At 62.9% G+C, this 15596-nt stretch carries 16 protein-coding genes; 9 read left to right on the plus strand and 7 right to left on the minus strand.

All coding sequences use genetic code 11. From position 1 onward, the window contains the following. Positions 1 to 14: 14 nt before the first annotated feature. Genes ABDC78_RS07225 through ABDC78_RS07235 form a run of 3 tightly spaced genes read left to right on the plus strand, consistent with a single transcriptional unit; the run spans position 15 to position 2901 of the window. Positions 15 to 992 carry a D-2-hydroxyacid dehydrogenase gene (locus tag ABDC78_RS07225; protein ID WP_347133351.1) on the plus strand — a complete coding sequence of 326 codons (978 nt, stop codon included), beginning with the start codon at positions 15 to 17 and terminating at the stop codon, positions 990 to 992. Then, a complete protein-coding gene (locus ABDC78_RS07230) occupies positions 992 to 2401 on the plus strand; it encodes an amidase (RefSeq protein WP_178361003.1) in 1410 nt (469 codons plus the stop codon). Before ABDC78_RS07225 ends, ABDC78_RS07230 begins: the two co-directional genes overlap by 1 nt. Next, positions 2398 to 2901 carry a DUF3830 family protein gene (locus ABDC78_RS07235; RefSeq protein ID WP_178361002.1) on the plus strand — a complete coding sequence of 168 codons (504 nt, stop codon included), beginning with the start codon at positions 2398 to 2400 and terminating at the stop codon, positions 2899 to 2901. Before ABDC78_RS07230 ends, ABDC78_RS07235 begins: the two co-directional genes overlap by 4 nt. Here ABDC78_RS07235 and ABDC78_RS07240 read toward each other — a convergent pair. Together ABDC78_RS07240 and ABDC78_RS07245 are read right to left on the minus strand one after the other, a co-directional pair. Then, a complete protein-coding gene (locus tag ABDC78_RS07240) occupies positions 2889 to 4082 on the minus strand; it encodes an acyltransferase (RefSeq protein ID WP_347133353.1) in 1194 nt (397 codons plus the stop codon). The two genes, ABDC78_RS07235 and ABDC78_RS07240, sit on opposite strands and share 13 nt — an antisense overlap. Before the next feature lie 190 nt (positions 4083 to 4272). Beyond that, positions 4273 to 4467, minus strand: coding sequence for a hypothetical protein (locus ABDC78_RS07245; RefSeq protein ID WP_178361000.1), 195 nt, complete (start codon positions 4465 to 4467; stop codon positions 4273 to 4275). Between the two features lie 42 nt (positions 4468 to 4509). On the opposite strand from ABDC78_RS07245, the gene ABDC78_RS07250 reads away from it, so the two are divergent. After that, a complete protein-coding gene (locus ABDC78_RS07250) occupies positions 4510 to 4875 on the plus strand; it encodes a hypothetical protein (RefSeq protein ID WP_178360999.1) in 366 nt (121 codons plus the stop codon). A 148-nt stretch (positions 4876 to 5023) separates the two neighbouring features. Next, the gene (locus ABDC78_RS07255; protein ID WP_178360998.1) at positions 5024 to 5386 is read left to right on the plus strand and encodes a hypothetical protein; all 363 of its coding nucleotides are present in this window, start codon (positions 5024 to 5026) and stop codon (positions 5384 to 5386) included. Positions 5387 to 5395: 9 nt separating this feature from the next. Here ABDC78_RS07255 and ABDC78_RS07260 read toward each other — a convergent pair whose 3' ends face one another. The 4 genes from ABDC78_RS07260 to ABDC78_RS07275 all read right to left on the minus strand — a co-directional run bounded on the left by ABDC78_RS07260 (position 5396) and on the right by ABDC78_RS07275 (position 8405). After that, positions 5396 to 6061 carry a nucleoside triphosphate pyrophosphatase gene (locus ABDC78_RS07260; RefSeq protein WP_178360997.1) on the minus strand — a complete coding sequence of 222 codons (666 nt, stop codon included), beginning with the start codon at positions 6059 to 6061 and terminating at the stop codon, positions 5396 to 5398. Positions 6062 to 6089: 28 nt separating this feature from the next. Next, on the minus strand, positions 6090 to 6371 hold the full coding sequence (locus tag ABDC78_RS07265; RefSeq protein WP_178360996.1) for an acyl-CoA carboxylase subunit epsilon: 282 nt from the start codon (positions 6369 to 6371) through the stop codon (positions 6090 to 6092). Between the two features lie 46 nt (positions 6372 to 6417). Next, positions 6418 to 8043: an acyl-CoA carboxylase subunit beta gene (locus tag ABDC78_RS07270; RefSeq protein ID WP_178360995.1), complete on the minus strand. Its 1626-nt coding sequence runs from the start codon at positions 8041 to 8043 to the stop codon at positions 6418 to 6420. Positions 8044 to 8255: 212 nt separating this feature from the next. Further along, positions 8256 to 8405 (minus strand): hypothetical protein, encoded by a 150-nt coding sequence (locus ABDC78_RS07275; RefSeq protein ID WP_178360994.1) that lies wholly within the window; start codon positions 8403 to 8405, stop codon positions 8256 to 8258. 124 nt (positions 8406 to 8529) lie between these two features. Between ABDC78_RS07275 and ABDC78_RS07280 the strand changes: the two genes are divergently transcribed. The 4 genes from ABDC78_RS07280 to ABDC78_RS07295 all read left to right on the plus strand — a co-directional run bounded on the left by ABDC78_RS07280 (position 8530) and on the right by ABDC78_RS07295 (position 13218). After that, entirely contained in the window at positions 8530 to 8871 is a 342-nt protein-coding gene (locus tag ABDC78_RS07280; protein ID WP_178360993.1) for an endonuclease/exonuclease/phosphatase family protein, read from the plus strand. A gap of 290 nt (positions 8872 to 9161) precedes the next feature. Beyond that, a complete protein-coding gene (locus ABDC78_RS07285; protein WP_178360992.1) occupies positions 9162 to 9587 on the plus strand; it encodes a hypothetical protein in 426 nt (141 codons plus the stop codon). A gap of 234 nt (positions 9588 to 9821) precedes the next feature. Next, positions 9822 to 11543 carry a DUF4012 domain-containing protein gene (locus ABDC78_RS07290; protein ID WP_256736343.1) on the plus strand — a complete coding sequence of 574 codons (1722 nt, stop codon included), beginning with the start codon at positions 9822 to 9824 and terminating at the stop codon, positions 11541 to 11543. A gap of 196 nt (positions 11544 to 11739) precedes the next feature. Continuing rightward, a complete protein-coding gene (locus tag ABDC78_RS07295) occupies positions 11740 to 13218 on the plus strand; it encodes a polysaccharide biosynthesis tyrosine autokinase (protein WP_178360991.1) in 1479 nt (492 codons plus the stop codon). A gap of 251 nt (positions 13219 to 13469) precedes the next feature. Here ABDC78_RS07295 and ABDC78_RS07300 read toward each other — a convergent pair whose 3' ends face one another. Further along, the gene (locus ABDC78_RS07300; RefSeq protein WP_178360990.1) at positions 13470 to 14828 is read right to left on the minus strand and encodes an O-antigen ligase family protein; all 1359 of its coding nucleotides are present in this window, start codon (positions 14826 to 14828) and stop codon (positions 13470 to 13472) included. Positions 14829 to 15596: the final 768 nt, after the last annotated feature.

Below are 15596 nucleotides of genomic sequence, written 5' to 3' on the forward strand. Positions count from 1 at the left end.
CTAGCCTCGTCCCCGTGCCTCGAACAAGACCGGTGGTGGCGGTGCTGTGCGCCAAAGCCGACGACCGGCCACCCGGGCTCGACGATATCGATGTTGACCTGCGTTTTTGTGCCGCCGACGGGCTCGCCGACGCGGTCCGCGGAGCCCGGGGACTGCTGCTTTGGGACTACTTCTCGACCGCCGTGCGCGACGTCTGGTCCGACGCCGGCGACCTCGAGTGGATTCACATCACCGCCGCCGGGGTCGACACGCTGCTGTTCGACGACCTGCGCAACTCCGACGTCGTGGTGACCAATGCCCGCGGGGTGTTCGACCGGCCGCTGGCCGAGTACGTGCTCGGCGCCGTGCTGGCCCACGCCAAGGACAGCCGCACCAGCTTCGACCTGCAGCGCCGCCACGAGTGGCGACACCGCGAGACCCGCAGCATCACCGGCGCCACCGCGCTGGTGGTCGGCACCGGCGGCATCGGCCGTGAGATCGCCAAGCTGTTGCGCGCGGCCGGCATGGTGGTGCGCGGCGCGGGCCGCCGACCCGTCGCCGACGATCCGGACTTCGGCGAAATCGTGGACAGCGCCGAGTTGGCCGCGCACGCGGGGTGGTGTGACCACCTGGTCCTGGCCGCGCCGCTGACCCCGGCGACCCGCGGCATGGTGGACCAGGCAGTGTTGGACGCGATGAAACCCGACGCGCATCTGATCAACATCGCCCGCGGCCCGATGGTCGACCAGGCGGCACTGCTGACGGCGTTGACGCAGGGACAGATCGGGGGAGCGACGCTCGACGTGTTCGACACCGAACCGCTGCCTGCCGAGCACCCGCTGTGGGACGCCCCGAACACGACGATCACCGCGCACATGTCGGCCGACGTGATCGGCTGGCGCGACGAGTTGGCCGCCCAGTTCGCCGCCAACGCCCGTCGCTGGCTGGCCGGCGAACCGCTGCACAACGTCGTCGACAAGAAACTGGGTTATGTCCCGGGCGGGGCCGCGTGATGTTCGAGGCCACCGAACTTGTTGCGGGATACCGGGATCGGACGATCTCGCCGGTCGAGGCGACCCGCGCCGCGCTGGACGCGATCGACGCCCACAACCCGGCGGTCAACGCCTTCGTGTTGGTGGACGCCGAGGGTGCGCTCGCTGCGGCCAAAGCCTCGGAGGCGCGGTGGCATGCGGGCGAGTCGCTCGGACCGGGTGACGGGGTTCCGACGTCGATCAAGGACGTGTTCCTGACGCGGGGGTGGCCGACGCTGCGGGGCAGCGCCCTGATCGACCCGGCGGGGCCGTGGGACGAGGACTCGCCGTGTGTGGCGCGGTTGCGGGAGACCGGCGCGGTGATCCTCGGCAAGACGACGTCACCGGAGTACGCGTGGAAGGGTGTCACCGACTCGCTGCGCTTCGGCGCCACCGGCAACCCGTGGGATCCGGCGGTGACGGCGGGCGGGTCCAGTGGCGGCAGCGCGGCGGCGGTCGGACTGGGGATGGGGCCGTGGTCGGTGGGCACCGACGGTGGTGGCTCCGTGCGCATTCCGGCGGCGTTCACCGGGACGGTCGCGCTGAAGCCGACGTTCGGCCTGATCCCGCACTACCCGGCCAGTCCGTTCGGGACGCTGGCGCATTCGGGTCCGATGACCCGCACGGTGCGCGACACCGCGGCCCTGATGGATGTGATCACCGGGTTCGACGGGCGGGACTGGTCGGCGCTGCCGACGCCGACGGGGTCGTTCCTCGACGGACTCGACGCCGGGGTCGCGGGCCTGCGGATCGGCTACTCACCGAACCTCGGCTTCGGCCACAACGACCCGGAGGTCGACGCCGCAGTGCGGGCCGCGGTGGCGGTGCTGGCCGACGCGGGCGCGGTGGTCGAGGAGGTCGATCCGGAGTTCGGCGACCCGGTGGAGGCGTTCCATGTGCTGTGGTTCTCGGGGGAGGCCAAGGTGCTGGAGGGCTACGGCGATCTCGCGGGCTTGGCAGGCCGCGCCGATCCCGGACTGCTGCGCACCGCGCAGATCGGGGAGACGCTGTCGGCGTCGGACTACCTCGATGCGACGGCGGTGCGAATGCGGTTGGGGCAGTTGATGGGTCGGTTCCATCAGAGCTACGACGTGCTGCTGACGCCGACGCTGCCGCTGCCCGCGTTCCCGGTGGGCCAGGACGTGCCGGACGGGTCGGCGTCGCCGAACTGGACGAGTTGGACGCCCTACACCTATCCGTTCAACATGACCCAGCAGCCCGCGCTGAGCGTGCCGTGCGGGTTCACCGCCGCGGGCCTGCCGGTCGGCCTGCAGATCGTCGGCCCTCGGCACGCCGACGCGCTGGTGCTGCGGGTCGGTCAGGCATACCAGGAAGCCACCGAATGGCACCGTCGCACACCAACACTCGTGGCCCAGGAGGACTTCACATGACCCAGAGCAGACTGATCACCGTCTCGCTGGACAAGCGGGGTGTGTCGTGCACGGCCCGGCTTCTCGACGAGCAGGCGCCGCGGACGTGTGCGGCGGTGTGGGATGCGCTGCCGTTGTCCTCGCAGGTGTTCCATGGCAAATATGCCCGCAACGAGATCTACACGCTGCTGCCGGCGTTCTCGGGCGCCGACCCGGGCAAGGAGAACACCACGGTCACACCGATTCCCGGTGACCTGTGCTGGTTTTCGTTCGACTCCGACGACCTGGGCAACCCGGCGTACGGGTACGAGAACACCACCGGCACCGGGACGACCGGCGGGATCGTCGACCTGGCGCTGTTCTACGGGCGCAACAACCTGCTCATCAACGGCGACCAGGGCTGGATACCCGGCAATGTGTTCGGCGAGATCATCGACGGCCTCGACGAGATGGCCGCGGCGTGCCAGGACCTGTGGATGGGCGGCGTGCGCGGCGAGACGCTGAGCTTTCAGCGCGCCTGAACGACGGCCGCCTCGGCGGGCGCGGGAGGCTCGAACGCGTCGGGCCGCATGGCGTAGCTGATCAGCGCGACCGCCAGCAGCCCCAGCGACGCCACCACCGCGACCTTGGTGGAACGCTGGGTCTCGAACAGGCCGTGGCGCATGGCATGTCGGGCGTCGCGGATCGCTTCCCGGCTGGCGAACCGCAGCGGGTTCTCGACGAAGTGGTACGACGCGATCGCCAGCCCGAAGGTCAGCGCCAGCACGCAGACGTAGAAGTTCACGCTGGTCGCCATCAAGGCCGTGAGGAAGATGATCACCGGCCAGTGCATCAGGTACAGCGAATACGCCAGGTCGCCCACATAGGTGCTGACGCGGTTGCGGAGCAGAACCTGGAATTTCGGTTCGGTTCCGACGCCGGCTGCGATCACCATCGCCGCACCGGCCACCGGCAGCAGCGCCCACGGCGCCGGGAAGCCCGCGGTGCCGTCGATGAGGACCATGCCGGCGCCGACGAGGCCCAGTCCCACCCACGACAACACCGGCCGAAGAATGTCCGGCATCGTGGCGAGCACGCCTACCGCGGTCGCCAGCATCGCGCCGATGCCCAACTCCCACACCCGGGTGAGGGTGCTGAAGAACGCCCACGACGGAGACGTCGCGCTCTGGTAGAGCGCCCACCCCAGGGACGCGCCGACGACCACTCCCATGACGGCGCCGGTCAGCAGCATCCAGCGACCGCTGGACCACGCCTTACGAACCGCAACAAGGGTGGCGACAAAGATCAGTGCGGGCCACACGAGATAGAACTGCTCCTCGACCGCCAGCGCCCAGTAGTGCTGGACGGGCGAAACCGCTTCGGCCGCCGTAAGGTAACTCGTATCCCCGGCAGCAAAGTGCCAGTTCGCGATGAAGAAGAACGCGAACACTGCGTCGACGCCGACCTCACGTGCTCCGGGGGGCGGAAGTACATACACCGAGACGGCCCAGGTCAGGATCAGCACGATGGTGGCCGCCGGGACGATCCGGCGGACGCGGTTCCAGTAGAAGTCCCGGAAGTCCACACGACCGGTCTGCTCGGTGTGGCGCAGCAGGCTGTCGGTGACGAGGAAACCGGAGATGACGAAGAAGACGTCGATGCCGACGAACCCGCCTTGCGGGACGCCCCACAGGTGGTAGGCGAGCACCGCGAGGATGGCCACGGCCCGCAAACCTTGGATATCCAGACGAATGTTTGCTCGTTCCGCTCTGCGGCGACGGCGTTCTGATGTTTCCCGATATCTGTCGAGCGCAGTGGTCATGACGAAGGCCCCCCGGCTGAATATTCGCGTGCGTCAGATCTTCGCCAAAACTACCGCAGCGTGCGCTATGGCAATAGTTCTGTGACTCGGATCACTGCGCCGGGCGCTGGTGCTCGGGGGCCAGCGGAATCGCGCCGGCTGCCAGGTTCCTGCGGCGTTTCTGTTGATCTGCTTGGGATTTCGTCGGCGAGCGGATTTGCGCCTTATCGTTACCCCTGACCAGCCAAAAGCTGGAGCGTTTTTCGACAAGCCGCACGTCGCTGAGTCCAACGAGGGAATCAGACACTGCCGCAATGGTTTTGGGTTCACTGACCTCAAAGGAATGACTATGAAGAACAGCATCATCGCGGCAGTGGTGGCCACCTGCGCTCTGACCGCCGGAACCATCGGGGCCGCTGGGCCTGCGGTTGCGGCCAGAGACGGCAAGATCCACACCACCGGATCCGACGACATGACGTGGGTGATGCCTGACGTCGACGGGATGGTGCTCAAGCACGCGATCATCACCGTTTCGGACGTCACCGCACCGGTGGCCCTCAACATCGGAACAGTCGCGAAGGGTGATCAACCGGTGATCAACCAGGAGGACTGGGTCGTCTGCGGGCAGTCGCCGAAAGAGGGCGCCAAGATCTCGCAGGAGACGTTGAAGGTGGTCCTCGCGGTTCAGCGACCCCACGACTCGAGCTGCGCGTAGCCGCCGCCGCTTCTCGCGCGGCCGGGTTTGCGCGGGTCAAGATCGAAATCTCGCCGAGCAAACCCGACGAGACCGTTTTGTGACCGACTTCTGCTGTTCATTCGGATACTGTCCCTAGGGGGTTGGGACAGATTCGAGGGGGCAGATGGTGCGTAAGCAAGTGTTCGGCGTGATGGCGATTTCGTGTGCAATGTTCGCGCCGACCGTAGGTTTAGCAGCGCCTGCGATGGCGGCGCCGGTGGTGGTTGCGCCGCAGGCGCCCACCGAGGTCTGGGTGATGCCGAACGTGCGAAATACGGTGCTGAGCCAGGCCGTCAAGGCTGTTCGCGATGTGACCGGCGACGCCGAGATCGACCTGCGACTTATCGATCTGAGAAACGGCCAAGAGGTGATCAACCAGTCGAACTGGGCGGTCTGCTCGCAGACGCCGTCTGCGGGCGGGACGATTTCTCAGTCGACAAAGAGGGTCATCCTTTACGTCAAGCGCTTCAACCAAGCTAGCTGCCGATAGCTTGCTGGTTTAAGGCCCAGGCGCAGTGCCTGGGCTACCACAATGCGACGAGGTCCACAGATCCAAGACGGACAACCCGGCGCTGCGCAGCAAGCGGTGCATCACCGGCAGACTCAGCCCGATGACATTGGACGGGTCGCCTTCGATCTTCTCAATGAACCATCCGCCCAGGCCGTCCAACGTGAATGCGCCTGCCACATCTAGGGGTTCACCGCTGTCCACATAGCCGGTCAGCTCCTCTTCGGAGGGCTCGCCGAAATGCACTGTGGTGCTGCCGGTATCGCCTGCGGTGTGGGTGATGACCCCCGCGGTGATCCGCAGCAGTGCGTGCCCGGTCAGCAGGTGGCCGGTGGTGCCGGCCATCGACTGCCATTGCAGGCGCGCGGCCACTGCGGAACCTGGCTTGCCGTACAACTCGCCGTCCCGGTACAGCATCGAATCGCAGCCGATGACCACGCAGTCCGCGGCGACATCCTCCGGAAGTTGGGCGGCGACGCTGAGCGCTTTGGCGTTGGCGAGCTTGGCCACCACCGCCTCGGGCGGAGTCTCCGGCTCGAATGACGCGAGCAGTGCATCCTCGTCGACGTGGGAGACGATGACCAGCGGATCGATGCCGGCCTGACGCAGCACCCGCAGCCGGCCCGACGATGCCGACCCCAGGACGACCCGGGTCATCGCTGCCGTCTGCTCTTCGCGCGAGCGCTCATCGCCGCATATGCGTGCGCTCCAGCAAGGTCACCCGCTGCCAACTGGAGGTGTTGTAGCGCAGCTTGTCCACCGGGTGGCCCCACAGGTTGAGCTCCTGTGGGCCGGGCTGGCCGGCGGCGCCACCGCCGGCACCGGCCAGCACGGTCACCAGGGCGGCGATCTCCTCCGTCGTGGGAGCACCCTTGACGACGTGGAAATGCGGGTCCGGGGCGGGCGGGTCGTCGATCGTCATGTCCCGCGGGTCGGAGACCTCGACGATGTCGGCGGTGTGGTCCATTGCGGCCTCTCAGAGAAGTGTTGGTGCTACCCCAGATCGCTGGTGATCAGAGCGGGATGTTGCCGTGCTTCTTCGGCGGGGTCTGCACGACCTTGCGCTCCAGCAGCCGCAGTGCGGTGCCGATGTAGCCGCGGGTCTGCGACGGCGGGATGACCGCGTCGACGTAGCCACGCTCGGCGGCGATGTACGGGTTCACCAAAGTGTCCTCGTAGGTCTGTTGCAGCTCCAGGCGCAGCGCATCGACGTCGTCACCGTTCTTGGCCGCCTCCTTGAGTTGGCCGCGGTAGACGAAGCCCACCGCGCCTGAGGCGCCCATTACGGCGATCTGAGCGGTCGGCCAGGCGACGTTGACGTCACATCCCATGTCCTTGGACCCCATCACGCAGTACGCGCCGCCGTAGGCCTTGCGGGTGATGACGGTGATCTTCGCGACGGTGGCCTCGCCGTAGGCGTAGAGCAGCTTGGCGCCGCGGCGGATGATGCCGTTGTACTCCTGCTCGGTGCCCGGCAGGAAGCCCGGCACGTCGACCAGCATGACGATTGGGATGTTGAAGCAGTCGCAGGTCCGCACGAACCGTGCGGCCTTCTCCGAGGCGTTGATGTCCAGGCAGCCGGCGAACTGGGTGGGCTGGTTGGCCACGATGCCGACCGGACGGCCGTCGACGCGGCCGAACCCGACGATGATGTTGCCGGCGTAACCCGCCTGCACCTCGAGGAACTCGTCGTCGTCGAGGATGCGGGTGATGACCTCGTGCATGTCGTAGGGCTGGTTCGGCGAATCCGGGATCAGCGTGTCGAGTTCGAGGTCCTCGTCGGTGATGCCCTCTTCGATCGGGCCGGGGGCCGGCGCCGGGTAGCGCGGCGGCTCGGCGTAGCTGTTGGGGGGCAGGTAGCCCAGCAGGTCGCGGACGTAGTCCAGGGCGTCCTGCTCGCCGGAGGCGACGTAGTGCACGGTGCCCGACTTGGCCATGTGGGTGTGGGCGCCGCCGAGTTCCTCCATGGTGACGTCCTCGCCGGTGACGGTCTTGATGACGTCGGGTCCGGTGATGAACATCTGGCTGCTCTGGTCGACCATGATGACGAAGTCGGTGAGCGCGGGGGAGTAGACGTGCCCGCCGGCCGCGGCGCCCATGATCAGCGAGATCTGCGGGATGACGCCGGAGGCCAGGATGTTGTTGCGGAAGATCCGGCTGTAGAGGCCCAGGGAGACGACGCCCTCCTGGATGCGGGCGCCGGCGCCGTCGTTGATGCCGATCAGCGGGCGGCCGGTCTTCAGCGCCAGTTCCTGGACCTTGACGATTTTCTCGCCGTACACCTCGCCGAGGGACCCGCCGAACACGGTGGCGTCCTGGCTGAAGATGCAGACGTCGCGGCCGTCGATGGTGCCGTAGCCGGTGACCACACCGTCGCCGGTGGGGCGGTTCTTGTCGAGGCCGAAGTTGGTGGAGCGGTGCTTGGCGAGCGCGTCGAGTTCGACGAACGAGTCCTCGTCGAGCAGTGCGAGGATGCGTTCGCGGGCGGTCAGCTTGCCTTTGGCGTGCACCTTCTCCACGGCGGTCTCGCCGACCGGGTGTAGGGCCTCCTCGGCGCGCTTGCGCAGATCGGCCAGCTTCCCGGCGGTGGTGTGGATGTCGATCTCGTGCTCGGCTGCAGGCTCAGTCACGCTGGTCATGGGAACTGATGGTATCGGCGCAGAGATCGGCCGTCGCGATTGGCCCTTACGAGTCCCTTAGAAAGTCGAGATGGTCGTGTGATGTCGCCACTCCGTGCGGGGAGGACACACCTCTCATCCGGCAGGCATCGCCGCTTGCGTCGCAGGCTCGGCCGCTGGGTGGCGGTTCTGGCTCTCACAAACGCGTCGGTTTCCCTCGTCGTCCGCCAGCTTCACCTGACTAACAACATCGCGCTCCTGGTGGCGGTGAGTGCGCCGTGTGCCGTGGTTCTGGCCGCGGTCGCTCTGGTGCTCTCGGTGTTGGGCCGCCGCGTCGCGACCTCTGTGATCGCCGTGGTGGTCTTGGCGGTTGCGATTGGCATCCAAATACGTTGGTAGTAAGCAGGACAGAGGTGATTGCGCCGCTGAAAGGTGGAAGCATGGTGGCGGCCATGGTTCACATCTCAGACGGCCAGGTCGCCCCCCGTCGTCGCCAGCGTGCATGTCATGAACCCTTTGACTTTCTACGGCAGAGCCTTCGGCGGGTGGCGGGCGGGCATCACTGCCGCGAAAGGCCGGATGGAGGGCCTCGCCGTAGAGGCGGGGGAGGGATCCGTCATCGTCGAGGGCGATTTCAACAGCACTCCCAGCATGCGGCAGTTTCGACAACTGCTGAGCGACGGGTACCGAGATGCTTTCGCGCAGACGGGTTCCGGACCGGGGCCGACCTACCCCTCGTATCCGTGGGTACCCCCGCTCACCAACATCGATCTTGTGCTGGCGCGGAACGCCTCGGTGGCCTCGATCAAACGATCTCTCTGCGCACCGCCGATCACCGTGCACTCTTAGCCACCATCGTTATACCCCTGGAAAAGCCTCCATCCTGAGGAAATGGTTGGTAGATAACTCCCCAGCAAACACTCGATAGGGTGATGTCGGGATGTTGCGTAGGGGGTACGCAGGCGTTCCTGCTGGCGCCTCGGATGGCGTAGCTGAAGGTGGAGACCCGCTGGTCATGCGTTTTTTCGATTTTGCGGAAAAAGTTCGGCGAACCCGGGCGTTCCAGTTGACAGGGTGCGGGGAGTCTGAGAAGCTTCCAGCAACATCAGGGGAACTAAAAAACTTTTGGGGGGACCAAAATGACTGCCATCACGACTAAATTCCAGGTGGGTGCCGCCGCTGTTGCGATTGCCGCCACCACCGCCTTCGCTCCCGCCGCCGCGAACGCTGCTCCCGCAGTGGAGATTCCGGCTGCTCCTGTACAGATCGCCGGCGACCTTCCTCAGGCGCCTGGCGATTTCATCTGGTTCTTCCAGGTCACCTCGGTTCAGATTGCTGCCAGCTTGACCAGGACCGCCACCCACTGGACGGATACCACAATCGCGAGGTATGAATCGAGGTTGGCAAGAAATCCCGATTCGATCTTCGCTTCATTCTGGGAGAACAGGATTGAGCAACTTGAGGTGCGGCGAGCAGCATTCGGCGAGCTCTCCTTCAGCGTCTGCAGGGACGGTCAGGGAATATCCGCCGGACCGTACGGAACGGTGACGCGGGGAGCCTGCTAGCGACCTGAGCGCTGGCCAGAAATCACATCTATAGAGCTGAAGCCTGTGCGTCGTGCCATTGACGTGCAGGCTTCAACTATTCACAGGGAACTCTGAGTGCGATTTTTTCCGCGACGCCAATCTGATCAGAATTCCAATGGCGAGGACAGCGACGACGCAGAACCGGGTTACGACGAAGGCCGGCGACGGCTCCCTGGGTTGGTCCGTCGCCGCGAATTCCTTTGGGGAACTGCGCTGGCGGTTCTTGTCGTGCTCGGGTTGGGATGCTGGGCAGCAGTCGGCGCCTTCCAAGCCAAGTCGAACCTGGAGCAAGCCCGGGTTAGTGCTCAGGACGCCAAAGAGGCCCTACTAGAGGGAAATACGGAGGCCGCGTCGCAGTCAGCCGACGATGCGCTTGTTCGAGCAGAGGCGGCCCGCGACGCCACCCACTCCCTGGCATGGAACATCATTGCCGGAGTTCCGTGGCTGGGTAGCCCGTTCAAAACTGGCCAACAGGTCACCGATGTTGTCCTTGGTCTCGCGGCAGACGTTCTAAGACCCGCGGCCGACGTCGGCGTTGCGATCTCCCCCGAACGGCTATACCAAGATGGTCGGGTAGACGTCGACCTACTCCGCAACCAAGAACCCCAACTGCGCGAGTTGTCCACCAACGCCACACGTCTCAACGGCGATGCCGCTGCGATCTCGGATCCCCGATACGTGTCGCTCATGAGTGATGCGCGTACCGAACTGCAGGGCCAGATTTCCGGTATCACCTCTGTCATCGAGAATGCCGCTTTGGCAGCGCGCTTGGTTCCGTCGATGATGGGCGTAGACGGACCACGTACCTATTTCATGGGTTTCCAGACTAACGCTGAAGCGCGTGGAACCGGTGGACTGCTCGGCGGATATGGGATCCTTCGATTCGACAACGGCGTGCCCACCGTCGACACCCTGGCTCCGAACACCGATCTAGCTGACGCGTTGACGGCCGTCGATCTCGGGCTTGAATACGACCAACAGTACGGCTATGCCCAACCGTTCACAGACTTCCGCAACAGCAACCTAAGCCCGCACTTTCCTTATGCCGCTCAGATATGGAAGGGCATGTTCGCCGAGCAGACCGGCGTGGAGGTGGACGGCGTAATCGTCATCGACCCAGTGGCTTTGAGCTACATCCTCGGAGCTGTCGGGCCGGTGACGATGCCGGACGGCGAGGTTGTTTCGAGGGACAATGTCGTCGAATTAACCGAATCCACGGCCTACAGTCGTTTCCCCACCGACCAAGTAGCGCGGAAGCAGTACCTGCAAGACATCGCCAACGCTGTCGTTACCAAGATGACGGGTTCGGTGCGGTCACCTCGGCAATTGATGGACGCCCTGGGCAAGGCTGTCGGCGAACGTCGCATCGCCGTTTGGAGTGCGGTGCCAGAAGAGCAGGAACTGCTTGAAGGGACTTCGTTGGCCCATGTGCTTCCGGGTGATGCAGCTCCGTACGCTGCGGTGGTCATCAACAACCTCGGCGGGAACAAGCTCGATTACTACCTGAGGACCGAGATCGAATACGCCGCAGATGAGTGCAACGGTGAAACGCGATCCTCCACAGTTAATGTGAAACTCACCAATACTGTGCCCAATGAGCCACTGCCGGATTATGTAGCCGGCGCTGTGGGCCTTGCTCCCGAGCTACTGATCGAGGTGCCGAAAGGCACGAACATCACATCAGTGCGTCTGTTCGCGACCCAAGGCGCAGAACTGTCGAGTGTGATCCTCAACGGTGAGCGGGTGCCGGCGATCGTGAATACGGAACGCGGACATCCCGTTTTCGAGGCGCAAGTCATCATTCCGCCCGGGCAATCCGCTGACGTCAGCTTCCAGATGTCAGAGCCAACTGCGCCGGGAAAACCACGAGCGCCAAGCCAGCCATTGGTGGAAACAGTCGTCCCGAAGGTGATGGTGCCTGAGTGCATGGGTTGAGCCTTGCGGGCAGAGGACTGAAACACATCCCGGCTTCCTTCCTTGGTCGACGCCATCACTCACACAACATCGGTGCCAAGACGCTCGAGATAACTGGAAGTCGCCCTCGCCTGAGTAACACAGACACTCTCGACATCGATCGCGGCGGATGGAATATCGAGCGGGCCAAGAGGCAATTGACGGCAAAGGGGTCGCGTTGAACCTGCAAGACTACGTAAAGTTATTACGCGCCCGGTGGATCACCGTATGCGTGACGATAGCCGTCGCGGTGCTTGGGGCAGTGTCGTTTAGCATGCTCACTACTCCGCAGTACGAGGCCTCAACCCGCTTGTTCGTGTCCACCGCAGCAGGCTCAACGTTGGCTGAGACCTATCAGGGGAACCGTTTCTCGCAAGAGCGTGTGTTGTCCTACGCCGAACTGCTCATGGGAACGACCCTGGCGCAGCGGACCATCGACAAACTTGGCCTCGACATATCGGCGGCACAATTGCAGGAGAACGTCAAAGCGAGTGCGAAACTAGATACAGTCTTGATCGACGTCGAGGTTCTCGACGAATCACCAGTGCGGGCAAGGGATATTGCCAATACGTTGTCCGATGAATTTGTCGCAATGGTACGTGAACTAGAGATGCCTCAAGACGGTTCTCCCCCAGATTCCCGGGTAGTTGTGGAGCAGCGCGCATCGATCCCTAGCGACCCAGTGGTACCGAAAACGATGCGAAACATCGCGATCGGACTTGCCGCCGGCGTGCTCCTGGGAGTCGGCCTTGCGATACTCCGCGATGTCCTCGACAACACAGTCAAGGATCGAGGAAATCTTGAAGAAATAACCGGAGCCGGCATCGTTGGGAGCATTCCGCTCGACAAGGAACGTCGGAAGCAGCCGGCCATATCATTCGACAGCGATAACTCGGCCATTGCTGAGGCATTTCGCAAACTTCGCACAAATCTGCAGTTTTTAGCGGTCGACAACCCCCCACGCGTGATAGTCGTGACAAGCTCGATGCCGCATGAAGGAAAATCTACAACGGCAATTAACACCGCCCTGGCACTGGCCGAAGCTGAGCACAAGGTTGTGCTGGTCGACGGTGATATGAGGCGGCCGATGTTGCATAGGTATCTGGACCTCGTACAACCGGTGGGGTTCAGTACTGTATTGAGTGGTGCAGCGACTCTTGAAGAGGCATTGCAAAGGACACGCTTTCCCGGCCTCACTGTCCTAACTTCTGGTGCCATTCCCCCCAACCCAAGTGAGCTACTAGGCTCACAATCAGCTAGAAAGTTGCTGGGCGAACTCCGCGCAAAGTTCGACTACGTCATCGTGGATTCAACACCGCTCCTGGCTGTGACCGATGCTGCCATTCTCGCTGCTGGCGCAGACGGTGTGCTTGTAATGGCACGATTTGGACAGACAAGACGCGAGCAGCTTACCCACGCAGTGGGAAGTCTTGAAAGCGTAGGCGCTCCACTGCTAGGCGCGGTGTTCACAATGATGCCAACTCGTGGGAACTCATCTTATAGTTACAGCTATAGCTACTACGGAGAGGAAGGTGTCCGACGGTCCTCTGCCCGGGAACTCCGGTCTGAGTCGTCGCCACCACCCATGCCACCAGGACCGGCACCCGAGGTCGTGGAGCAGGGTGGACGAAGGCGCAGACGTGAGGCGACAGAGTAGGCATAGGTTACAGTGGCGATAGAAATGGCAAGAAGTGCCTATTCTGCTGATCGTCAGGAAACACACGGCAGGGCCGTAGTCCCTTTGCTCCGACACAATGTTTCCACAGCTAGGGAGTCGATGAAGAATCGTCCAAGGCCAAAACGCGACCTCGACTTTTTTCCGATTGCTGTTGTGACTCTTACGTTAATCGCTATAACAGCACTGCTATGTTACTTGTTGCTGAATGGGCAATTGTACTTTTCCCCAGGTTAATGATGCTGGCCAGAGACAAATCGCGGCAACGATTGCCCGACGGAAGGCGACACGCTATCCGTCGACGGGAACAGACCCGAGTTCCTTTGTGTGATACCGCCAGCGCACAATCCTATCGCGAAAAACCAAAGGCACAGCGTACTTCCGATGAGCATGCCCCATCCGGTCATCGCGATAATCATCATGCCCGGGAACGTAACTAAGTAGGCTTTCGACCACGGCGATGGACTAGTGCTTCCCACACAATCGACCACCGCGATAGCGCCGACGACAAAAACTGGAAGCATAAAAAGGACGCCTCCGATAATTCCTAGTTCGGCTACTGGGTATAGAAAGGAATTGTGAAGCGGGTACCCCCAGGCTGTCATTTGATCCCACTGACCAACAATCTCGACGTAGAAATTTGGCCCAGTTCCTGCCCAGAAATTTGATTGGATCTGTTCCAAACCAGCGCGATAAATGCGCCCCCGGTCTCCGCCGCCCGGGTCCGTGGAAAATCTCTCCAGAGTCGCGGAGATTATTGGGGCGGAGAGCGCAAACACCAACAAGAGGAGTGCTACCCGCAATGGTTTTCTTGTCCAGCTATTACTTTCGAAGACAAGCCACAACAAAATAGCTATGCCGACTGCGGTCAGGTTCGCGCGGGCAAGCGTCAAGGCAACTAGCGGCACAGCAAGGCCCACACATGCCCAAGCAAGGCGCCGACTTACGTAGTCGGAGCTTCGCAGAGCTGGCAATACCAATATCAACGAAATCAGGACGAATTTACCCAAGGTCGACGGGTGCGAGAATGAACCGATCGGCCGCCCGTCCGCAATGTTGTCGATGTACTGGGCGGGGAATAGGCTCACCGGCAACCCAGCGAGCTGAGCAATACATAACAACCCATTTATCGCAAAGAGTCCTAAAAGGAGGCCGATTACTTGGCGATAAAAATAAGGTGTCAGCTGCCAACCAAACTGATAACCCGCAACAAGCGCCAACAGCGCGAACATCCAGTGGATCGCCCCAGCCCACTGCGCCTCGGCCCCGCTCCATACGGTTAGGAGGCCGATCAGCAAGTATGCAGTGATCGCAAGCCCGTACGCCATCAACCACGCGTTCCGCTTCCACTGCCGAACTAGCCCGAGGGTCAGAAAACAAAGTGTCAAAGTATAGGTGGTCACGCTTAGCGAGTTGTGAGCGATTCCCGTTACCGAAGGTATTTCGGGACTCCACACGATTATCGGGAAAGGCGCAACTACAGCGGCAAAGAGGAACGTAGCGGTCGTTATCCGAAGGTAGCCAAGCGCAGGCAGCGCTAATATCGCGAGGCCCAAAGCGAACATGCCGGCCAAAACCACTGTGGTCGTCAAGAGTAGATCTCCCGTGAAACCCTTGACAGAGTGATGGCGCGGAGGGGGGCGTTCACGAACTTCCAGCCGAACTGGGTGCCATTATTCGGACGGTCGCGAGTCGTGGCGTATAGCAATCATACGAATGTGCCTGTGCCTTCGAGGCCAGCTTAGGCGTGCAAGCTTGCGACTCGGTGGCCGCTGCAACGCGATCCGGTCCGCAGTTCGCTGCCGGCGTGGCGTGGCATCCCAATCGGTACTGCGTCGCTTCCAAGAGACCGAGCATCACAGGCGTATGGCGAGTAGCTAGGTCAGTCGTAGATAGCAAAATGCTTCCCCCGGGACGGCCGAATGTATGTGCTGCCTACCGCGGAAATTGCCTCAAGCACCGAACCTGCGGTCAGCTTTACCCCGTCACTGATGGTACAGGAGTTCGCCGTCTGTCGGCCGCTTTGAGCCCCGAACGAGCGGCCGCGAGGAAGATTAATCGTTCGAGTTCAAGGAGGAAGTCGCAGGGCACTCCAACCTAGGCCAAGTCGAAGTGTGCCGACGTCATCCACGGTTTGCTACCAATCGGCGCAGAGCCTAGCTCCGGTACTTATGGGCGGCGTCTGACATAACTCGATGCTCCGTTTCTGAATGCGTGCGGCTTCTCCGTCGCCGGCAATCCGGATAGTGCCCGAAGTCGCGTCACGGCGAGCGTCCGCCGACGTTGATCTAAGGTGGGCATGCCCGAACGCCCTTCAGGCGTTCGGACGGATCGGTTGGGAGTCGGTGGTGGGAGGCACT

The sequence above is a fragment of the Mycobacterium sp. DL genome (assembly GCF_039729195.1).
GTDB lineage: Bacteria > Actinomycetota > Actinomycetes > Mycobacteriales > Mycobacteriaceae > Mycobacterium > Mycobacterium hippocampi_A.